Source organism: Vibrio sp. QJM3NY_27 (assembly GCF_057785955.1).
Genome location: NZ_CM173512.1, coordinates 1,663,348 through 1,682,494, shown reverse-complemented (window position 1 = coordinate 1,682,494; position 19,147 = coordinate 1,663,348). Strand labels below are relative to the sequence as shown.

The following is a 19,147-nucleotide window of genomic DNA, read 5'->3' as shown; positions in this document are numbered from 1 at the left end:
GGTAGAGGGGTAGAGGTAAAATTGATAATTTTTAGAAACCACATCAAATTTATTGATATAGATTGGGTTACGCGTAGAATGAAATTGATTGCTCATCGGCTTAAGAAAAACGAGCAACAGGACACAAGTTATTAAAAGAATTAAGGATGAATTTTGCGTTATTCATTAAAGCAACTCGCGGTATTTGATGCAGTGGCAGATTCCGGGAGTGTCAGTCAAGCAGCAGACAGATTGGCGTTGACTCAATCGGCGACAAGTATGTCTCTTGCACAGTTGGAAAAAATGCTCGGCAGGCCCTTGTTTGAAAGGCAGGGCAAGCAAATGGCCCTTACTCATTGGGGTATGTGGCTAAGGCCTAAAGCGAAGCGTTTACTGCAAGATGCGCAGCAAATTGAGATGGGTTTTTATGAGCAGCACTTACTAAGTGGAGAGCTCAAACTCGGTGCAAGCCAAACACCAGCGGAACACCTTGTTCCTGACCTCATCAGTATTATTGATAACGACTTTCCTGAGATGCGAATCTCGCTCGGCGTACAAAGTACCGATGCGGTTATTGATGGCGTATTAGATTATCAATATGACTTGGGTGTTATCGAAGGTCGTTGTGATGACAACCGAGTTCACCAAGAAGTGTGGTGTACTGACCATTTAACGGTGGTTGCATCGGCTCATCACCCCTTTGCGAAGCGTGAACGAGTAAGCTTGGCGCAATTAGAACAAGCAAAATGGGTATTACGTGAACATGGTTCGGGTACTCGCAAAGTTTTTGATAGCTCTATTCATCATTTAATTGGTGATCTTGATGTTTGGCGAGAGTATGAACACGTTCCTGTTTTAAGAAGTTTGGTTGCAAACGGCCCATATTTAACGTGTTTACCTTATCTCGATGTCGAACAGTTTGTTGAATCAGGTCAACTCGTTACCTTGAATGTTCCTGAGCTTGAAATGGAACGTACGCTTTCGTTTATCTGGCGTGCTGATATGGCCGAAAACCCGCTTGCTGAGTGTATTAAGCGAGAGGGTAAGCGCATGATGAAAGGCAAACCGTCGGTTCTGTAAGGTAGATTTGATAGAATACTAATAACTATTTATGTTGAATAAGCGATTTCGGTCTCTATCTGGTGATAAATGCATGTTCGCATACATTATTAATGTGATCGAGATCGGCTAAAAAAGGGTGTTCTTCCCATAATATGCTTACTTGATTTTAAGTGAGGCTAAATCCGGTTGCGATGAATTACGTAATTAGGCTTTAGAAATAGTATGAGTACATTAGTCGCGATTTCATTAACAACAGGTATTTTGTCAGGTCTATGGGGATGGATTGCTATCTCTTTCGGCTTATTGTCATGGGCAGGTTTCTTAGGTTGCACCAGTTATTTTGCTTCGCCAACAGGCGGCGTTAAAGGGCTAGCCGGTAGCTTATTGACCAACATGACAGGCGTATTCTGGGCAATGGTGATTATCGAAAGCTCAACCTTCGCAGGGTTAGAGATTTTAGGCTATATGATTACCGCTATTGTGGCTTTCTTTATGTGTATCCAAGCGAAACAAGCGTGGCTAGGTTATATCCCAGGAACCTTCATTGGTTGTTGTGCGACGTTTGCTGCAGGTGGCGATTGGCAACTTGTAGTACCATCTTTACTGCTTGGTGGTGTATTTGGATACTTGATGAAAGCAACGGGGCTATGGCTTCACGAGAAATCGACTCAATCTTCGGAAGTGGTTGAACAACACACTAAGCAAGCTAAGGCCTAATTAATACGTTAAGCCGTAGTTTAGTGACTGTAAACTCTTGCAAGATAACCCCCAATTAATTTGTATATCGATTTATACAGGCACACCACTTGGTGTGCCTTTTTTGGTTCTTGGTTAAGCCAGTCAGTCAAAAAATTCATCTGCAGAAGAACCAATAGCACCTATCAATTAATTAAAGCGCTTAGGTGTTGCCGTTTGCCATGGTGATGACACGTTTTAGCGTCCACCTTAATAACAAGGGAATACAGTCTTGTCCTTGATTCTCACAATGAGACACGATCGCTAAAGCCAGATCTGGTTTTGCGTGTTTCTTAAGAACTTTAGCCACGACTTTTTTCGCTGGGATAGGGTGATCGTAAGGAATCTTAACCATGTCTCTGAAAAAGTTCTCAAACCCATTCATATACAAGTAGTGCTCGATGTCTCTGTCAGGCAGTTCTGTGAGGCGATGTCGCTCTTGATCGTTCCCAAGTTTAGATAGCACTGTTGCCGCATATTTTTTGCCTGCTGCATCACCATCGGTGACGACATGCCAATCGATGCCAAATTCTTGCGCGACTTTGATCAATGCCTTTAGTCCTGATTGAGCGAACTCAATAATCTGAACGCCTTCCGCAGCAAGGTTATAGCCACATTGGTTGGCTAGCTCGTTAAACAACCAAACTTCAGTCTCACCTTCTACCAATAACCAACAGCGAGCATACAGAGCACCTGAACGATGGAAACGAATATGAAAACCAATTCGACGAAGCTCATCTTTGCTAAAGTGGTTCATGTTGAGTTGGTTAGCGATGGTTTTATCGGACTGACGCACCAAACGACGAATCGATTGAAGTGGTACGGCAGCAAGTAGATCGCCACTGTTGGTGGTAAGGATTTTTTGCATGGGTAACTTCTGCATTAGGCTCCAAGCCCTTGCTAGGTGCGTTGGGTGCAGTCGACCTTCTGGATCTTCAAGGATCAAAAGAGGGCGAGCGCATCGTCTTAAGTCAGTCGGCCCTTTGGCCTGTAGATAAGCGTTAAGTAAGCCCATGAATAACAGCCGAGTTTGCTTATTCTTGGTCTCCTCGACCAATTGATGAATGCTCTTGTCGTTCGCTCCAGCTGAGTACAGTAGCCCGTCACGCGGTTTTCTCGGATTCTTACGTGAGACACTCTTAAATGAGAAGTAGTGTTCTATTAAGCTTTGCATTGATTCAAGACTACTGCGCATTTCACCTTTATTAACATGTCCGGGTATCGCCATAAGACGGCGGCAGGTGTTGTCGATGCGCTTTTCTATTCTTGCCTGACGGCCATTGCCATTGCCATTGCTATTGCCGTTGCCGTTGCCGTTGCCGTTGCCATTGCTGCCGTTTCCATTCGTGCCATGACCATTGGTCGTGTGATTATGTCCGTTCCCATGTCCGTTATTTGGATTGTTGTTCCCATTTACGTTTGCATTATTCGCGTGAACATTAGTCGGCAGGTGAGCATTGTGGTTGAGTGAATTTCCGTTGAAAGGGCGATCAAAGTGCCTTGCGTCTCGTAAACGGATCACAGGATGTAAGGTCATTAATTCTTGAGCAAGCTTTTCTGAATGATGGAGTTTGAGCGGATTACCGTCTAAACCTAAAAATGCGTAGTTTGTGGTCGTTTCATATTGTTCTAATGTGGCACTGATTCGGTAATAGATACGATAGACGCCAAACTCATCTTGAACCCATATAGGTTTGAGCTTGCGGTAACGACCAGCGTTGAGTTCGCTCTTGTCATTGGCTTTTAATGCGAGAACAATTTGAAGATGTTGAGACTGTGGATGTGAAACCGAGTAATCGACATGAAAATCAGTCATTTCGAAGTGATATGGGACACCGTCTGAGGGGAGAACGACGGACAAAGCATCAAGTAAAGAAGACTTACCCCAAGTATTTTCACCAATCAGCGTGGTTAGCTCGTCAAACGCGAGTGACATGCGCTTGATACCTCGAAAGCCAGAAATCTCGATTCTTTCTAGTTGCATAGGCTTACTCCTAACGGAAGGCTCTGCTAATTGTTTGAAAGCTAACAGATATCTTTAATCATAATCGAAAAATGCCAATCCGGTATGCTCACCTGTCACAAAACCCGTTGTTTATTTATACGGTTCAAAATGGGATTTTTGATCTATCTCGAGAATTTTTTTGCAGTGCAGTTTCATAAAATTCACGATTCTGTCATGATTCTCGACCTAGTATGAAGGGACAAAGAGAGAAGAAAATATGACTAAAAAGAATAAGCCGACAAAAATAGTGTTGGCACACATCAACGACACCCACTCATACTTTGAACCAACCTCGTTACAGCTATCACTTAAAATGAACAACCACATCATTGAACCTTATGTCAGTGCTGGTGGCTTTGCTCGAATTTCAACACGCTTTAAACAAATAGAACAAGATGCCCAGCGTCAGAAGGTTGGAACCCTGTTCCTACACGCTGGTGACTGCTTCCAGGGGACTTTGTACTTTTCTTTATTCAAGGGAAAAGCCAACGCCGATTTGTTGAATGCCCTTAATATAGATGCCATGACGCTCGGCAATCACGAGCTAGACATGGGTAATGAGCCCGTTGCGATTTTCGCTAGAAGAATCAAATTCCCATTGTTGGCCGGTAACTGGAATCTATCGAATGAGGATATCAATAAAACTCATACCTTAGCGGACAACGAAATTGTTAAGCCTTATCTGACTGAAACGCGAAGTGCTTCTTTTATTACGAAAGAGTTTGATGGCGAGAAGGTTGCAATATTCGGCTTAAGCATCGACAAGATGGCGGGCATTGCAAATCCAGATATCGATACACCGTTTGAAAATGCTTTAGAAACAGCAAAAGCGACCATTGAGCAGATTCATAAAGCTGGTATCAACAAGATTGTGTTACTTAGCCATCTTGGTTACGAAGCTGATTTAGAGTTAGCAGCCAACGTAACAGGTATTGGTGTCATTGTTGGTGGTCATAGTCATCGCTTACAAGGTGATTTCTCTGATATTGGCTTAGTTAAAGATGATGATTACGGCGTGAAAATCGGTGACACTTATGTTGTGCAAGCGGGTTTCCATGCAATGAGTCTAGGACACTGTGAAATCGAGTTCAATGCTGAAGGCAAAGTGACTCACTTCAACGGTAAGAACGAACTGCTGTTAGGCCGTCGACTGTTTATAGACGCGAAATTGAGTGAAGTAGGGCAAGACGATGCCCACGATATGGCGTGTGAGTTTTTGAACAACCACCCCAATATTGCGGTATGTAAAAAAGATCCGGAACTTCAGAGCATTCTTACGGATAAATATCAGCCGAGAGTTCGAAAGCTTCAGCAACAAGTTATTGCTCATGCAGATACAAAACTGCGCCACATACGCATCCCGGACGAGAAAGGCCCGAGCCAACTAGCGCCCTTAGTTGCTCAATCATTTCACTACCTAATGAACAAAAAAGGGCATCAGGTTGAATTTGCCATTCACAACGCAGGTGGTGTTAGAAATTCACTGAATAGCGGCGACGTCTCTGTTGCCGATATTGCCGGAAAACTACTACCGTTTGCCGTACCCATTGGTGTGTATGAAGTAAAAGGTGAAACGATCGCAGGCATGCTTGAAGGTGCAATCAACAATGCTTTGGATAATGGTGTTGTAGGGACAGGTTCAGGCAGCTTTCCTTATACGCATAACTTGAGGTTTTGTTACCACAAAGAAGCACCTCTAGGGCATAGGGTTCACCATTTAGAAATTCGCTCTGAAGTATTGGGCTGGCAGGCTGTTTCTCGTGACCGTATTTACCGAGGCGCGTCGTCAGCCTATACCATGAAAGGAAAAGAGGGCTATAACGCCGTCTTGGATATGATAGGTGATGGCGTGGTTACGACCGACTCAATGGCAGACTGTTTCATCGAGTTTCTACAAGACCACCCAGAGTCACTGCAACACAACGAGCCGCTGAATTGTTTGGAGTGTTTTAGATAGTCACAGGTAATTTAGATAGTCACAGGTAATGCTTGCGGCTAGTATTATTAGTTTTGCCTATTTATAAATTTGGCATTGTTTATGCTTTATTCCTGCAGGTCGCCTTCTTGTGGAGATAAGCATGGATAAGAAAGATTGGTTAGATGCGGTAGCGGTGGTTGGTTGGGTATCGGTTTGGTCTGCGTTAGTGTACTTGGTACCCGCTGCAGGTTTATAACGTAGCGTGCCTTTAAGTGAACTGTAAGATAAAGCACGTACAAGACTCGTTCGTTATTCGCATCATTGAATAACGGATTTGTATCATGAGTAATGGTAATAGGGGTTAATCCTCTCAGTAGCATTCTCAAAATCAATACGAATGTCGTTTTGACAAGCCTATAGAAATAAATGAGGAGCGTTTTGCTCCTTTTTTATTTATTTCCGAAAATTTTTCTAGACGAAACAAAGATAGAGGAATATTATCCACGCGTTTGGGGAGTAGTTAGCGCAAGTTTACATATCGTCATCTCGTTAGGCCAAGAGTCTATCCGGTATGTAAAGGTGAAATCCCATATTTCACTTCAACGAGACCAACGCAATCACAATCAAGATCCGTCGTGGAACTTGATAGTTTTGTTTGCGGAAGGTCTTTGTACAGTTCTTCCGCCCGGAGGAATAATGAACTCAACTCAATCTCTATTATCTACGAATAGTGAATCCTTTTTTTCATCGCCAATCATGACGACTTATGCGGGCTTTTTCCTGCTGACAGTCATTCTCGTCTCTATTGATATCTATCAGACTCGTGGTGGTAGTGTAACCATCAAGAAAGCGGCAATTTGGAGCGTTTTCTGGTTTGTGCTCGCGTTTTTATTTGCTGGTTCCATTTACCTTTTTTGGGACATCTATGCGCCGAATAGTGAATACACAGCCCAAAAAGCAACCGTGTCATTTATTACCGGTTACTTGCTAGAAAAATCATTGAGCGTAGACAACTTGTTTGTTTTCGCGATGATCTTTGCTCAATACCAAGTTCCTGAGCATCTAAGACCTCGTGCGCTTCTTTGGGGCGTAATTGGTGCATTGGTGCTTCGCGCAATTATGATCGCATTAGGTGCTCAGCTATTGGCTGAATACCACTGGGTGCTTTATGTATTTGCTGCGTTCCTAATTGGTACGGGTATTAAACTGGCGCTAGATAAGGGCGAAGAGGAGAGTGTGAATACGCTACCTGAGAAGTTACTTCGTAAAGTGATGCCTGTGACAGAAGACTTCCATGGTCCCGCGTTGATGATCAAGCAAGGCACTAAATGGGTACTCACGCCAATGATGTTGGTGATTGGTGCCATTGCGGTTATGGATGTCATGTTTGCACTGGATTCTATTCCTGCAATTTTCGCCGTTACGCGAGAGCCATTCTTAGTACTGGCTGCAAACGTATTTGCATTGCTTGGCCTTCGTTCTTTGTACTTTGTTCTGCAAGGCATGATGGATAAGTTCATCTACTTGAAGCCTGCACTGGCATTCATCATGGTGTTCATTGGTGTGAAAATGTTATTGGTTGACAGTGAGTGGGCTATCCCAACGTATTGGTCGTTAGCTGTTCTAATTTCTACTATGACGATTGCGGTTATAGCGTCGATTTATGCGAAGAAGCCAGACATTGAACAAGTAAATTAAAACAAAAATAACTTATCGAAAACTCGATAATAATTAGGTGGTCAATGAAGCTTGAAATTTATTTATGTAAATTTTTTGTGACATTGACCGCTGTTGTTTGAGGGTTATTTGTACTAAATGCATGATTTAGGCACTGCTGTGAATTTTTACTCATCAAGCGTGAATATGTATTTCGAGGTGTTGTTAATGATTTGTGTTATTAGAAAAACTAATCTGAATTTCTAATTTTAGTCATTTTTTAACCTGCAAAAGATCACCTATTATTCTTGTCATCAGAACGAACCACATAAACAAATTTATAGAGAGGCAATCATGGCTCAAGCAATGCAAATGAATACTATCGCTGTTCCTAACTCTATGGATAAGAAGACCTACTCGGTTAACATCAAAGGATTGATTGCACACATTTTCGATATTCTTTTCGTAGACAACTCTCCACGTAGTTACTACGCAAGCGACCTATCTGGTCACATGCAACGCGATATCGGTATCAACCGTTAATCTCTGCGTTAACATGTAAAAATATAGAATTTAAAAAACGCCAGCTGCTAAAGCTGGCGTTTTTGTATCTGAAACAAGCTGTGTATCTGAAAGGAACTAAGCATCTGAAATAAACTACACATCTGAAATAACCCCAGCACCTGAAATAAACTACACATCTGAAATAACCCCAGCACCTGAAAGAAACTCATCACCTGAAAGAAATACTTAGGCATAACGGTCTGTATTTGAGCGCCAGTAAATTCGCTTTGTACAAGGATCTCGGTATGTCACACGCCACACGCAATTCATCATTGATTAAACTTTGTTTATTTGCCTTACCGATCGGCGCCTATTCCTCTGTGTCGTTTGCACAAACCTGGAGTAACGAAGGCCAGCCTGCTCAGGTTATTGAGCTGTTTACCTCTGAAGGTTGTTCTAGTTGTCCGCCTGCTGACACGTACCTTAGTACTTTTGCAGATCATCCAAAACTTTGGACCGAGGTCATACCGCTTGCTTATCACGTAGACTACTGGGATTACTTAGGCTGGGGAGACAAGTTCGCCAGCAAGGCATTCAGTCAGAAGCAACGTTTGTACAAAGCTTATGGGGTAACAAGTGGCGTCTATACACCGGGCTTCGTTGTCGATGGAAAAGAGTGGCGTGGTTACTTTAATTGGCTAGACAGAACGTTGCCTTCGCTCCAACAACAAACTAATCCCAAATTAACAGTGCACCATGAAGGCGATACGTTCAGTGTGAGTTACGAAAGCAAAGGGGATTATGTCGCTCATATTGCCTTGTTGGCGATGAACGAAGTCACCAGCGTTAAAGCGGGCGAGAACAGAGGTAAGAAACTTGAGCACGATTTTGTCGTGGTTTACGACGGCTATCAACGTGGTGAATCCAAATGGCAATTCAATATCGACTTCTCCCCGTTAGTCGCCACGCCAGATGCTGTAGCCGTATGGTTAACTGAGCTCAACTCATACACGCCAGAGCAAACGGTAGCAGGGTGGCTTGACTAAATTTGCGATAACTTGTTATCTGGATGTGTTTTACAGGGGCTTAATCGCTGAAACACGGGAGAAAGGGGCGATTTAGTTACGTAATACTGCTGAAATACGTTAATATAGCGCGCTATTATTTTAGCTTTGAGTTCCTGCAATTAATGACTAACACCACAACACCACCCAACTTCTCTGATCTTGGCTTAATCTCTCCTTTGATGGCTCGTTTAACAGAGCTTGAATACCAACAGCCAACGCCTATCCAAGCGCAAGTTATTCCAAGTGTGTTAGCAGGACGCGACCTAATTGCAGGGGCAAATACGGGTTCAGGTAAAACCGCAGCATTTGCACTTCCACTGTTACAGCAGATCCATGAAGATGCACCTTTAGACCGTCGTTCGGGCAAAGGTAACTTTGTGTCCGGCCTTATCTTAGTTCCTACTCGTGAGCTTGCTAAGCAAGTGGCTGACAGTGTTAAGTCTTACGCTGTGCATTTCAATGGTGCGATCAAAACGGTTTGTGTATTTGGTGGTGTATCGGTCAACACTCAGATGCAAGCGCTACGTGGCGGCACTGATATCTTGGTGGCAACACCGGGTCGTTTGTTGGATCTGATCTCAAGCAATGCTATCAAGCTAGATAAAGTAAAAACGTTAGTGCTTGATGAAGCTGACCGTATGTTGAGCCTTGGTTTTACAGAAGAACTAGACGCGATCTTGAAACTTCTGCCAAGCAAAAAACAAACCTTGTTGTTCTCTGCGACTTTCCCCGAGCAAGTTAAAACGCTGACTCACGAACTACTGAATGATCCAATTGAAGTTCAACTTCAAAGTGCCAATGCGAGCACTCTGGTTCAGCGTGTATTCGAAGTCGAGAAAGGACGCAAGACAGCTCTGCTAGCGCACCTGATTCAACAACACGAGTGGCGACAAGCACTGATCTTCGTAAACGCGAAAAACAGCTGTGAGCACCTTGCAGATAAGCTTTACAAGCGCGGTATCATCGCAGAAGTATTCCACGGCGATAAAGGGCAGGGTTCACGTACTCGTATTCTTGAAGATTTCAAATCTGGCGAGATTGACGTTCTTATCGCGACAGACATCGCGGCACGTGGTCTGGATATCGAAAAGCTACCAGTAGTAATCAACTTTGACCTACCGCGTAGCCCATCAGACTACATGCATCGTATTGGCCGAAGTGGTCGTGCGGGTGAGGTTGGTCTAGCGCTATCTTTGATCGACCACGAAGATTACCATCACTTCACAATCATTGAGAAGAAGAACAAAATCCGTCTTGAGCGTGAGCAAATTGAAGGTTTTGAAGTGGATGAAGAGGCAACCGCTGAACTTGTTGCTGCATTAAAACCCGTTGCGCCACCGGCTGGTACAGGCAAGAAGAAAAAGAAGAAAGCACCTAAAAACCAAGATGTTTGGTTGAGAAACAACTGATATTGAGTCAGTAAAAATAGAATTTCTAAAGGCGCTTAATTGCGCCTTTTTTGTGTCTGCTAGATAAAGAGATGTAATTGGCGAATGAACAACTGAACTTATGTTTAAAGTGAAGGCACATTAGTTCGTAGGACGACGTCCTCTATAAGAGATTCAGTGATTTCACGCTTTGCTCATAACCTATTCGGGTTTTGAGCAACTGGGTAATGGCGTGAAGACCTCGATTAAACAAGTAATACTGGCAGCTTCACTCTTCATGGTTATTCACCCCGCTGCGATAGGTGCAGACTTTAAGGTTAAAGGGCTAAACAAAACTCTCACTGAAAATGTAGAGTTATACTTAGAACCTTTGGTTGATGTCCCAGCTTCCCAGCTATCCCATACTAAGTTATTGAAACGGGTTCAAGATGCGCTCAACCCTTATGGCTACTATCATTCTCAGATAGATATCGAACTTGATGACAGTGATAACCTCACCTTGAACGTCGATTCTGGCCCTGTCATGTACATTGCAGAATCGGTTGTAAAAGTCACAGGTGAAGCGAGTAAAGATGAAGAGTTCATCAAAATACTCACGCAAAGTAAGTTAGATTCAGGCTCACCATTATCTCACCAAGAATACGACCAAACTAAACGAGCGATTTTCTCTATGGCAAAGCGTAAAGGCTATTTTGACGGTAGGTTTGTCGAGTCTAAGATTGAAGTGATTCCTAGCGAAAACATCGCCAACATTCACCTGCATTTTTCTAGTGGCCCACGCTATAAGTTTGGCGCTATCAGCATTCCTGATGATGGTGTTGAAGCTACTCGTATCGATAAAATTCCAACATTCAAGCAAGGTGAGGAATTTGACACCATCAAGTTGGGTGAGCTGCAGTCTGACTTGTTTGAAACTCAGTGGTTTCGCAGCGTTGTTGTGCACGGTGACTTTAACCACCTTGATGACAATCTAGAAGTGCCAATCGAAATCATTGCTGATCCAAGCTCTCGCAACATTGTGCAGGTGGGTGGGGGTTATTCTACCGATCTCGGTTTAAGAGCGTCTTTAAACTGGTCCAAGCCTTGGTATAACCGAAGAGGACACAGCTTTGAAACACAGACGTATTTGTCTGAACAAGAGCAATCACTGCAGCTAGGGTACAAAATCCCAACAGAGAAAGTGACGACCGATTACTTTGGTATTCAGTTTGAATCGAAACGAATTGATCATCGAGACACCAATAGTTTTTCAAACGATCTTAAGTTTGAACGTTACTGGCAACTAGACAGTGATTGGCAAAGCACTATTTATGTCAAATATTTGCACGAACAGTATCGTCAGGCGTCTGAGGAAGATCAATCGCAATTATTGTTACCAGGCCTCAGTTTTTCTCAGATTGATCGTAAAAATGATCAATTGGAACTTAGTCATCGACACATCTACTCTGTTGAGTATTCTGACCCTAGTCTGTTCTCTGATTCAAGGTTGTTGCGGCTGGAAGGAAACAGCGTGCTTTCGTGGGACATTAGCGAAAGCCAGAAGCTCCATTTCCGTTCAAACGTTGGCATTAACATAGCTAAATCGTTGTCGGATGTACCATCGTCATTGCGTTACTTTGCTGGTGGCGATGGGAACTTACGAGGCTATGGCTATGAATCGATTTCTCCGAAAGATGAGAACGGTGAATTAACAGGCGCGCGTTACATGCTAACGGCAGGGCTTGAATATCAACATCAGGTTTATCGGTCAATTTGGATGGGCGCGTTTCTCGATGTTGGTGATGCGTTTGATGACGAAGCGGATTGGAAGCGCGGCACAGGCCTTAGCCTGATTTGGAACTCACAATTTGTGCCTATAAAACTCGATTTTGCTTACGGTTTAGATGCCCCTGAAGGTGATGAGTTTCGTATTCATTTTTCCTTGGGCACTCAGTTCTAATATTTGTACGTTGTTTAAGCGCTCACGAGGATGCGATCCATTGAATGGGATTCAAGTAAATCGACAGAGCGTAATAACCTTTGTGCTCTAGCAAACACAAAGGTAAAAACAATGAAAAAGGTACGATTCGGTGTATTTGGTAATATGGGCCCTGAAGCAGATGCTTTGTTCCAAGATACCGTCGCCAAGAAAGAAATTGAACACGGCGCGCTTAAAGACCAAGACCACATGGCCATGATTGTGGTTAAAAATTCAGATATCCCAGATCGCTCTGAAGCAATAAACGAAGGCGGTATCGACCCTGTCCCAGAGTTGATTGAATCAGCGTGCATTTTAGAACACGCCAATGTTCAATTTGGCGTTATGACCTGCAACACCGCCCATTACTTCAGACCTGAAGTTCAAAAACATACCAATGTTTATATCGTCGATATGCTTCAAACCACGGTTGATCAAATCAAAGAGCAGAACCCTGAATCCATTGTCGGTATTTTGTGCACCAACGGTACATACAACTCGGGAATCTATGATCGCTACCTAACAGACGCCAATCTTGTATTCGCTAAACCAGATGCTTTTGAGCAAGAGCATAATGTTCATAGCGCTATCTATGGCGAAGTCACGGGTGAGATGACCGCATGTGGGCAAGCAATCCGAGAAACCAACGGCATTAAAGCAGGCGAGTTTGACCGTAATGCGGCACTTCTTGCTGTTGAGGTTCAAAGCATCGTAGAGAAGGGCGTTGATACGGTCATTCTGGGGTGCACTGAACTTCCTCTGGTTAGAAAGCAGCTTGAAACTGCATTTCCAGCACTTACTTTTATTGACCCAATGGAAGCTGTTGCAGAACGTGTCGTTGATATCTATCGATTAGCAGAGCAGTATGTTGAACGTGACCATCTTGATTACGACATTAACGATGTCGATTCGATTTATACAACGTTAGATATGGTGAACTACGTAGCCAAGAGAGCGATGACCTACCGCCTGTAAGCTCCGATACGTCTATTTGAAACATGAGAAAGCCGCGAATTACGCGGCTTTTTTGCATTTGGACTGGTGAGAACTCGAAGCTCGGCACTTAAAGCTCAAACTCGCCATTCATTTTTTGAAACAACCAATCCGGCAATTTATTCCATGAACTGTAATCAGGGTTCTTAGTCTGTTTTTGTTCCCCTGAAACCCAAGTAGTCTCGCCTGATTGGGCTCGCGATACAGTCCAGAACAAATCCTCTTTCTGACGTGTTAAGTAGTGTGTCACTTGCTTCGCAAACTCTTCACTCTCAATCAACACACCAAACTCAACGTTGAGAAAGTCTGATCTTGGGTCGAAGTTGGATGAGCCTATATAAGTAACACGCTCATCTAGAATTACAGTCTTATTGTGATAATAGGTATCAACATGAAAGTAATGGTCGTCGTTTATCGCATCGCTTTTGTATTCTAAAATATTAACCCCTTTGTCCAACAAAGTTTGACGATGTTGTTCGTAGTAGGCGGGTATAAACCCAGAGTCATTCGACGCCGAAGAGTTTGTGATTAATGTCACTTGAGCTTGTTGTTCGGTCAATGCATCAATAAACACAAACTGCTGGTCACTTGGTACCACGTATGGGGTTGAAATCATAGCCTTAGAAGGTGTCGGTACTTTTTGCTTCATTAAGTGCTCTGTACGCTGACGAAAGTAGGGCTTGTTGTCATTTAGCTTCTCTAATGAATCGAATAAAGGCGTTACCGATGCTTTAATAAACCTTGGTTCGCTTAGGCGATGTATCTGTTGCTCGACATCGAAAGTGATCGGCTTTTTATTCTTCTCACCTTTATTTATTGCCTTGGTAAACGCTTTGTATTGGTCTTGTTCTTTGACTTTGATTCGCTCTTGAATTGGCACTACATATTGGCTGTCCCAAAGCGCTTGGTAATTGTTGTCGAAAGACGCGATTACGTCACCTCGAAACAAAACGTCCATATCAAAGAAGTTGGCATTCTCGCTATAGCCAAAGTAATCATTGCCGATATTTCTTCCACCTAAAATCATCGAGTGATGATCAACATTGAAGTACTTCTCGTGAAGCCGATTATCCAGTTGTTTTTGGTGAGTCGAGAAGTTAAAGGCGCGACCAATCCAGCCCGCTTTACGTGACTCAAAAGGATTGAATAGTCGAATCTCAATATTGGGGTGTGAGTCCAATTCCGCTAGCCATTTATCATTAAATACCAGTAGGTCATCTAAGGTCAGTCGGACGTGAACCTCGCGATCCGCCGCTTGCTTTAGCTCGTTTAGAAGCATCAAACCAAGTGTGTCACGCTCCCAAGAGAAGTAGGTCATATCAACTGAGTGTTGTGCTTGGCGAACAAGCTCGATACGACGTGCGAAGGCTTCTGGCGCAGTCGGGATCAGGTACACTTCTGCTTGGTGTTCCGTACTTTGCCAATTTGCTTCGAAGTCAGGTTCAACATCGGGATAAGGTTGGGCACACCCTGTGACTAAAGCAATTAACATCATTGTGCATGTTGTTTTTAGTTTGCTAAGTGTCATAAATAACCTGCGTTTGAAAGTAAATTTTGGATATAAAAACGGCCAGCGAGCTGGCCGATAAAGTAGGAGGGGTGTTGAGTCTGTTTAGTTTAGGTACCACTGCCAAGGCATAAGACCTTGATCTTCTAAACCGTTTAAGCGACCTTCACGAAGCTTTGGATCAACACCTGGGTTTGTAGCATAGTCCCAGTCATAGGTTGTGCTAGCGCTAAAGCCTTGAGATTCGATAACTAATACATTGTCGGCAGAGTCGCTGTACTGGTAGTTAGTGAATAATTCTTCGCTAAACCATAGGCGTGACATTTCGTTCATCAACGCCTTCTCACTGCTTGTCGGGTGAATCTCACTACCGTCAAAACGTACAGCTTTGTTAAACATAAATGGCAGTTCTGAACCGTTACATGCACCGCTGATGCAACCGATCGTTTTGAATAGATCAATGATTGACAGTTGGTCGTATTCGCCCGTTTCTTCATTTAGACCTGTTTTAAAGTTCCACATGTTGAAGCTTGGTTTGTGCTCAAAGTGGTATAGCGTTGCTTCTACTTCGTTGTTTGCTGCCATATAACGAGCTGGGCCATTGAACAAGGTGTCATTTAGCAGGGTTTTAAATTGTTTCATGTTGTCAAGAGCACCACCTATGTCAGCTTCTGAGTTAGGGTAGAAATCAGTTAGAGCCAGAATATCTTGGGTTTGTTGATGGCTAGTGATCTCAACAATGTCAACCAAGCAACCTACGGTACCCGTAATATCGTTGGTATCAATGCATCCAGTCATTTCAAGTAGATCACCTTCTAGCTTGGCACCATAAAATAAGCCCGTTACTGCGCTGTAAGCACTGCTTGGCAATACAAGGTCTGCTGAAACTTCATCGCTTGCTTGCTCAGATAGTTTTTGCTGCAGAAGAACGATATTGTTTTCATCTTCTAACCAGTTAACCATAGCTAGAGCTAGCTTTGCTGGATCTTCATTAGTAAGCAGTTCAGGTTCATCATTTGTTAATAACTCGATGACTGTCGGAATTAAGAACGTAGTAGTAAAGAGCATGCCAAAGCTGTTCGCTTCATGTGCATTTTGACCTAGGACAGTTGGTACTGAGAAGCCTGCTTGCATTGGTGATTTTGCTGATTCGCTACAGCTACCAAGGAGACTCGTTTTTTCACACAATATGTATGGAGCAAAAGGCATCAGGTTTGACATTGGAGTCTCATCTGCGGTTGGGCTCAGAATTGGGATTTGCAAAGAACCTAACAACCAATTTTTTAGCTGTTCAATACCATTCAAAGCTGTCTCTTGCGACTCCATGATCTCGTCGACCGAAGTGTCTACATCAAAGTTATTGTTGCGGCTCTTAGCCACGTCATAGCTAGGATATTCAAAACCATACGGGTTACTTTGCATGATGGCACGTTGGAAATATTGACCTGCGATCTCTTCATCTTGCTGCAAGAAACCAATAGACATGGCACCTGAGCCTTGACCGATAACGGTTACGTTTTGAGCATTACCACCGAAGTCAGCGATATTGTTATGTACCCACTCCAAAGCGCGCTTCTGGTCACCTAGGCCATAGTTGCCATCTTTGTTCGCGCCTTTAATCCATTGAGTACCTAATTGACCAAGACGGTAGTTTAAGCTTACATAGATGAAAGGCTTACCATCGTCGCTTCCTTGAGCAACCACGGTATCACCGTGCACAAGTGCTTCTGCACCAGAGCCGTATTCAAAGTCACCACCGTGGATGAATACATAAACCGGTAGGTCTGCATCAGCATCTACGCCTACCGGGCGCCAAATGTTCAGGTTCAAACAGTCTTCAGATTGTGTCTGTGAAATGGTTTTTAATTGTGGGCAAGCATCACCAAACGAAGTGGCATCGACGATGCCTGCTGAGTTCAGCAGCTCAGTAACTTCTACAGGGGTACTGTGCTCAAAACGTTCAGTATCCGCAAAGCGAATACCTTTAAAGATTTCAACAGAAGCCAGCTTGTCATCTTCAGAATTAGAAGACACAACAAGTTCTTGTTTGGTCGCTTTGATCATCACTTCGCCGATTTGCGCAGTAAACTGTTCAGCAGGTGCCGGTACTAAAGGCTCTGGTTTGTTTGGCATAGGAACAGTAGGTTCTGTATCACTACCACAAGCAGCGAGTAACATTGAGATAGTCACAGCAGGAATTAATTGTTTGTTGAGTTTCATTGTTACGTCCACAGTTATTTGTTGTTACCAAACCAGCAATTCCGTGCGCTATCGTCGACCGTTGTCGTGCTTGGATGTATGTAATTTTCTTATGGGATGTATATTAAATACATTTAATTGATTGATGGAATCGCATAAGTAGGACGCCACCCATCAAGAGTGGCCGTGACCACTCAATGCATGATGTAGGGCTAGAAGCGATAACCAAGGTTCAATGTTACAGCCGAGCGCGTTTCGCCCTTGTTGTACAACATCGTCATGTTGTAATGTTTGCCGATCTGCTTATTGAATCCGGTTAAGAATGCCCACTGGTTAATGTCGACACCAACGTCATAATCAAATTCGATGTCATCGGTTTTTACGGTGCCTTGCATACGTGAATTTAAACCTTGGTATTCAGCACCAACGAAAAACTGAGCGCGATAGTCAACTAATTGATAACCCAACATTGGTTGAATAGTGACGATGCCATCGCCCCAATCATCTAATCCTTTTAGGCGTGTTTGTGAGTAGGTACCTGTCACTGAGGCAAAGAACTCTTTGTAACCAACAGATAGTGTGGTGCCCGCACCGCGTAAGTCATATTCGAGATGCAGTGGTACATTCAAACGGCCTCTGTTACATAAGGCAGAGACACCTTCGCAAAGTGCGTTACCTAGCCCTGGCAGTTTGTCATTGAGCTTGTCTTTTAGGTATTCACCTGCTGCGCCGGTATAAGCCGCATCCACATTCGCATCAACGTTTACCTTTCCTACATATCCGAATACATTCCAGAATGGCAGGATATTTACATCGCCGCGTATCGAAAGGCTTTCTGCTTTAACTGTCGCAACGCTATCTTCAGGATCAAATAAGTCATTCAAGCGAACACCACCAATCACGTAATCAGTCATTGGAATGTCCATGTCTTGGTTGCGATAAGCCACTGATACGCCGAATGGAAGAGGCAAATCAATGCCTTGACGGCGCACCATGTCACCCATTAACGGAAAAACTCGGTCTAGCTTCACGTTTGCTTCTTGCATTCTTGGGTCTGATACTTCTTGAAGTCTGTCTTCATTCAGTATCTGTACACCGTTGTCGTCTTCATACAGTGCAACGGGTTCAGTTAAACTCGTCATCTTCATAGGCTTATTCTTTGATGTACCTACGACTTCAGTCGCTTTACTAGCAATAACAACCTTTCCTGAATCCAATGTGTGGAATTCAATCTCTTGACGATAAGTTTCTACTTTGTATACGTGATGTTTGAATGGCTTATCGTTAGTGATTAGCATTCGCTTGGGTTCGCCATCAATTAACTCAATGTCGACATTCAAAAAACGGAAATACGCGATGTCTTGAGGTAGTCCATACTTCGAATAGTCGAAGCTGATGATTACCTTGTTATCGTCGATTTCTTTCACGCGAACCGAAGCTGAATCAAAGCTTTCTGCATAATCACGTAAGCGATATTCGGTACGTGTGAACGCTTCGATTTCATCTAGCAGGTTTTCGTTATCATCCAGTTCTTCTGGGTTGTATTTGATACGAAGATCGATGTTGCCTTTGCTATCGGTGTTCTTGACGAGGTAAACGCTTGAGTCACGAACTTCATCACCAACTTTCAGAGTACGATGTGCGTGCTCAACTAGGTGCTCACCCTGTACAAGTGAGCTGATTGCAAGCTTTGGCAAGTCATGGCTAATACCATATTTGTCAAACAGTGCTCGACCTTGCTCCATGACTTCGGTGTAAGTCTTGGTTTCCGCTGCTGACGCAAAAGTGGGAGTAGTAAGTAATAAGGCGCTCGCTAACACAGAGAGAGTATGGGTCTTACGGGCGCTGTTGCGGATTTCAAAAAAACTCATGACGGATTCCACGCTGAGTAACCTCAAACCTTCGAGGTTCACACAGTCGATGTAAAACTGAACTTCGTGTTCAGTTGTTATGTATTTATCCATTAGGATTGCTTGTGTGAATGTCGCGACTAAAAATGCATTGCGTCAATCAATGAGAGGATTTTAAGAGTAGGTGGCAGATCGCGTTAATCGCGTTTGATGGACGCTATCCTACTTTAGTTAGTTTTGATACTAAGACTATGATTTGTAGGCGCTTTAATTAGATAAAAACGGCCTGCTTAGTAAAATACTTTGCAGGCCGTGTTGTTATAGTGG

The 19,147-nt window shown here is 43.4% G+C and carries 13 protein-coding genes; 9 read left to right on the top strand and 4 right to left on the bottom strand.

Features of this window, described 5'->3' with window-relative positions; genetic code table 11:
- The first annotated feature begins 153 nt into the window (after positions 1–153).
- Positions 154–1,059 carry a LysR substrate-binding domain-containing protein gene (locus tag AC3CIA_RS23070; protein ID WP_009845304.1) on the top strand — a complete coding sequence of 302 codons (906 nt, stop codon included), beginning with the start codon at positions 154–156 and terminating at the stop codon, positions 1,057–1,059.
- A 204-nt stretch (positions 1,060–1,263) separates the two neighbouring features.
- A complete protein-coding gene (locus tag AC3CIA_RS23065; RefSeq protein ID WP_017079195.1) occupies positions 1,264–1,758 on the top strand; it encodes a DUF1097 domain-containing protein in 495 nt (164 codons plus the stop codon).
- 181 nt (positions 1,759–1,939) lie between these two features.
- Here AC3CIA_RS23065 and AC3CIA_RS23060 read toward each other — a convergent pair whose 3' ends face one another.
- Positions 1,940–3,760, bottom strand: coding sequence for a DUF2813 domain-containing protein (locus AC3CIA_RS23060; RefSeq protein WP_488519153.1), 1,821 nt, complete (start codon positions 3,758–3,760; stop codon positions 1,940–1,942).
- Positions 3,761–3,998: 238 nt separating this feature from the next.
- On the opposite strand from AC3CIA_RS23060, the gene AC3CIA_RS23055 reads away from it, so the two are divergent.
- The 7 genes from AC3CIA_RS23055 to AC3CIA_RS23025 all read left to right on the top strand — a co-directional run bounded on the left by AC3CIA_RS23055 (position 3,999) and on the right by AC3CIA_RS23025 (position 13,246).
- Positions 3,999–5,738 (top strand): bifunctional metallophosphatase/5'-nucleotidase, encoded by a 1,740-nt coding sequence (locus AC3CIA_RS23055; protein ID WP_488519152.1) that lies wholly within the window; start codon positions 3,999–4,001, stop codon positions 5,736–5,738.
- 657 nt (positions 5,739–6,395) lie between these two features.
- Positions 6,396–7,397 (top strand): TerC/Alx family metal homeostasis membrane protein, encoded by a 1,002-nt coding sequence (locus AC3CIA_RS23050; RefSeq protein ID WP_029222116.1) that lies wholly within the window; start codon positions 6,396–6,398, stop codon positions 7,395–7,397.
- Positions 7,398–7,709: 312 nt separating this feature from the next.
- Positions 7,710–7,898: a hypothetical protein gene (locus AC3CIA_RS23045; RefSeq protein WP_017079198.1), complete on the top strand. Its 189-nt coding sequence runs from the start codon at positions 7,710–7,712 to the stop codon at positions 7,896–7,898.
- Between the two features lie 266 nt (positions 7,899–8,164).
- Positions 8,165–8,905, top strand: coding sequence for a DUF1223 domain-containing protein (locus tag AC3CIA_RS23040; protein ID WP_171314460.1), 741 nt, complete (start codon positions 8,165–8,167; stop codon positions 8,903–8,905).
- Positions 8,906–9,048: 143 nt separating this feature from the next.
- Positions 9,049–10,335 carry a DEAD/DEAH box helicase gene (locus AC3CIA_RS23035; protein WP_488519151.1) on the top strand — a complete coding sequence of 429 codons (1,287 nt, stop codon included), beginning with the start codon at positions 9,049–9,051 and terminating at the stop codon, positions 10,333–10,335.
- A gap of 199 nt (positions 10,336–10,534) precedes the next feature.
- Positions 10,535–12,253: an autotransporter assembly complex protein TamA gene (locus tag AC3CIA_RS23030; protein ID WP_488519657.1), complete on the top strand. Its 1,719-nt coding sequence runs from the start codon at positions 10,535–10,537 to the stop codon at positions 12,251–12,253.
- 111 nt (positions 12,254–12,364) lie between these two features.
- Positions 12,365–13,246 carry an aspartate/glutamate racemase family protein gene (locus tag AC3CIA_RS23025; protein WP_488519150.1) on the top strand — a complete coding sequence of 294 codons (882 nt, stop codon included), beginning with the start codon at positions 12,365–12,367 and terminating at the stop codon, positions 13,244–13,246.
- An 88-nt stretch (positions 13,247–13,334) separates the two neighbouring features.
- On the opposite strand, the gene AC3CIA_RS23020 is transcribed toward AC3CIA_RS23025, so the two are convergent.
- The 3 genes from AC3CIA_RS23020 to AC3CIA_RS23010 form a co-directional block, all read right to left on the bottom strand.
- The gene (locus AC3CIA_RS23020) at positions 13,335–14,792 is read right to left on the bottom strand and encodes a phospholipase D family protein (RefSeq protein ID WP_488519149.1); all 1,458 of its coding nucleotides are present in this window, start codon (positions 14,790–14,792) and stop codon (positions 13,335–13,337) included.
- 84 nt (positions 14,793–14,876) lie between these two features.
- A complete protein-coding gene (locus AC3CIA_RS23015) occupies positions 14,877–16,991 on the bottom strand; it encodes a carboxylesterase family protein (protein WP_488519148.1) in 2,115 nt (704 codons plus the stop codon).
- A gap of 191 nt (positions 16,992–17,182) precedes the next feature.
- Positions 17,183–18,841 carry a hypothetical protein gene (locus AC3CIA_RS23010; protein WP_488519147.1) on the bottom strand — a complete coding sequence of 553 codons (1,659 nt, stop codon included), beginning with the start codon at positions 18,839–18,841 and terminating at the stop codon, positions 17,183–17,185.
- Positions 18,842–19,147 lie beyond the last annotated feature (306 nt).

Excerpts from the sequence above, each read along its gene's own strand:
- AC3CIA_RS23065 (WP_017079195.1), top strand. The coding sequence starts at position 1,264 with ATGAGTACATTAGTCGCGATTTCATTAACAACAGGTATTTTGTCAGGT.
- AC3CIA_RS23060 (WP_488519153.1), bottom strand. The coding sequence starts at position 3,760 with ATGCAACTAGAAAGAATCGAGATTTCTGGCTTTCGAGGTATCAAGCGC.
- AC3CIA_RS23055 (WP_488519152.1), top strand. The coding sequence starts at position 3,999 with ATGACTAAAAAGAATAAGCCGACAAAAATAGTGTTGGCACACATCAAC.
- AC3CIA_RS23050 (WP_029222116.1), top strand. The coding sequence starts at position 6,396 with ATGAACTCAACTCAATCTCTATTATCTACGAATAGTGAATCCTTTTTT.
- AC3CIA_RS23045 (WP_017079198.1), top strand. The coding sequence starts at position 7,710 with ATGGCTCAAGCAATGCAAATGAATACTATCGCTGTTCCTAACTCTATG.
- AC3CIA_RS23040 (WP_171314460.1), top strand. The coding sequence starts at position 8,165 with ATGTCACACGCCACACGCAATTCATCATTGATTAAACTTTGTTTATTT.
- AC3CIA_RS23035 (WP_488519151.1), top strand. The coding sequence starts at position 9,049 with ATGACTAACACCACAACACCACCCAACTTCTCTGATCTTGGCTTAATC.
- AC3CIA_RS23025 (WP_488519150.1), top strand. The coding sequence starts at position 12,365 with ATGAAAAAGGTACGATTCGGTGTATTTGGTAATATGGGCCCTGAAGCA.
- AC3CIA_RS23020 (WP_488519149.1), bottom strand. The coding sequence starts at position 14,792 with ATGACACTTAGCAAACTAAAAACAACATGCACAATGATGTTAATTGCT.
- AC3CIA_RS23015 (WP_488519148.1), bottom strand. The coding sequence starts at position 16,991 with ATGAAACTCAACAAACAATTAATTCCTGCTGTGACTATCTCAATGTTA.
- AC3CIA_RS23010 (WP_488519147.1), bottom strand. The coding sequence starts at position 18,841 with ATGAGTTTTTTTGAAATCCGCAACAGCGCCCGTAAGACCCATACTCTC.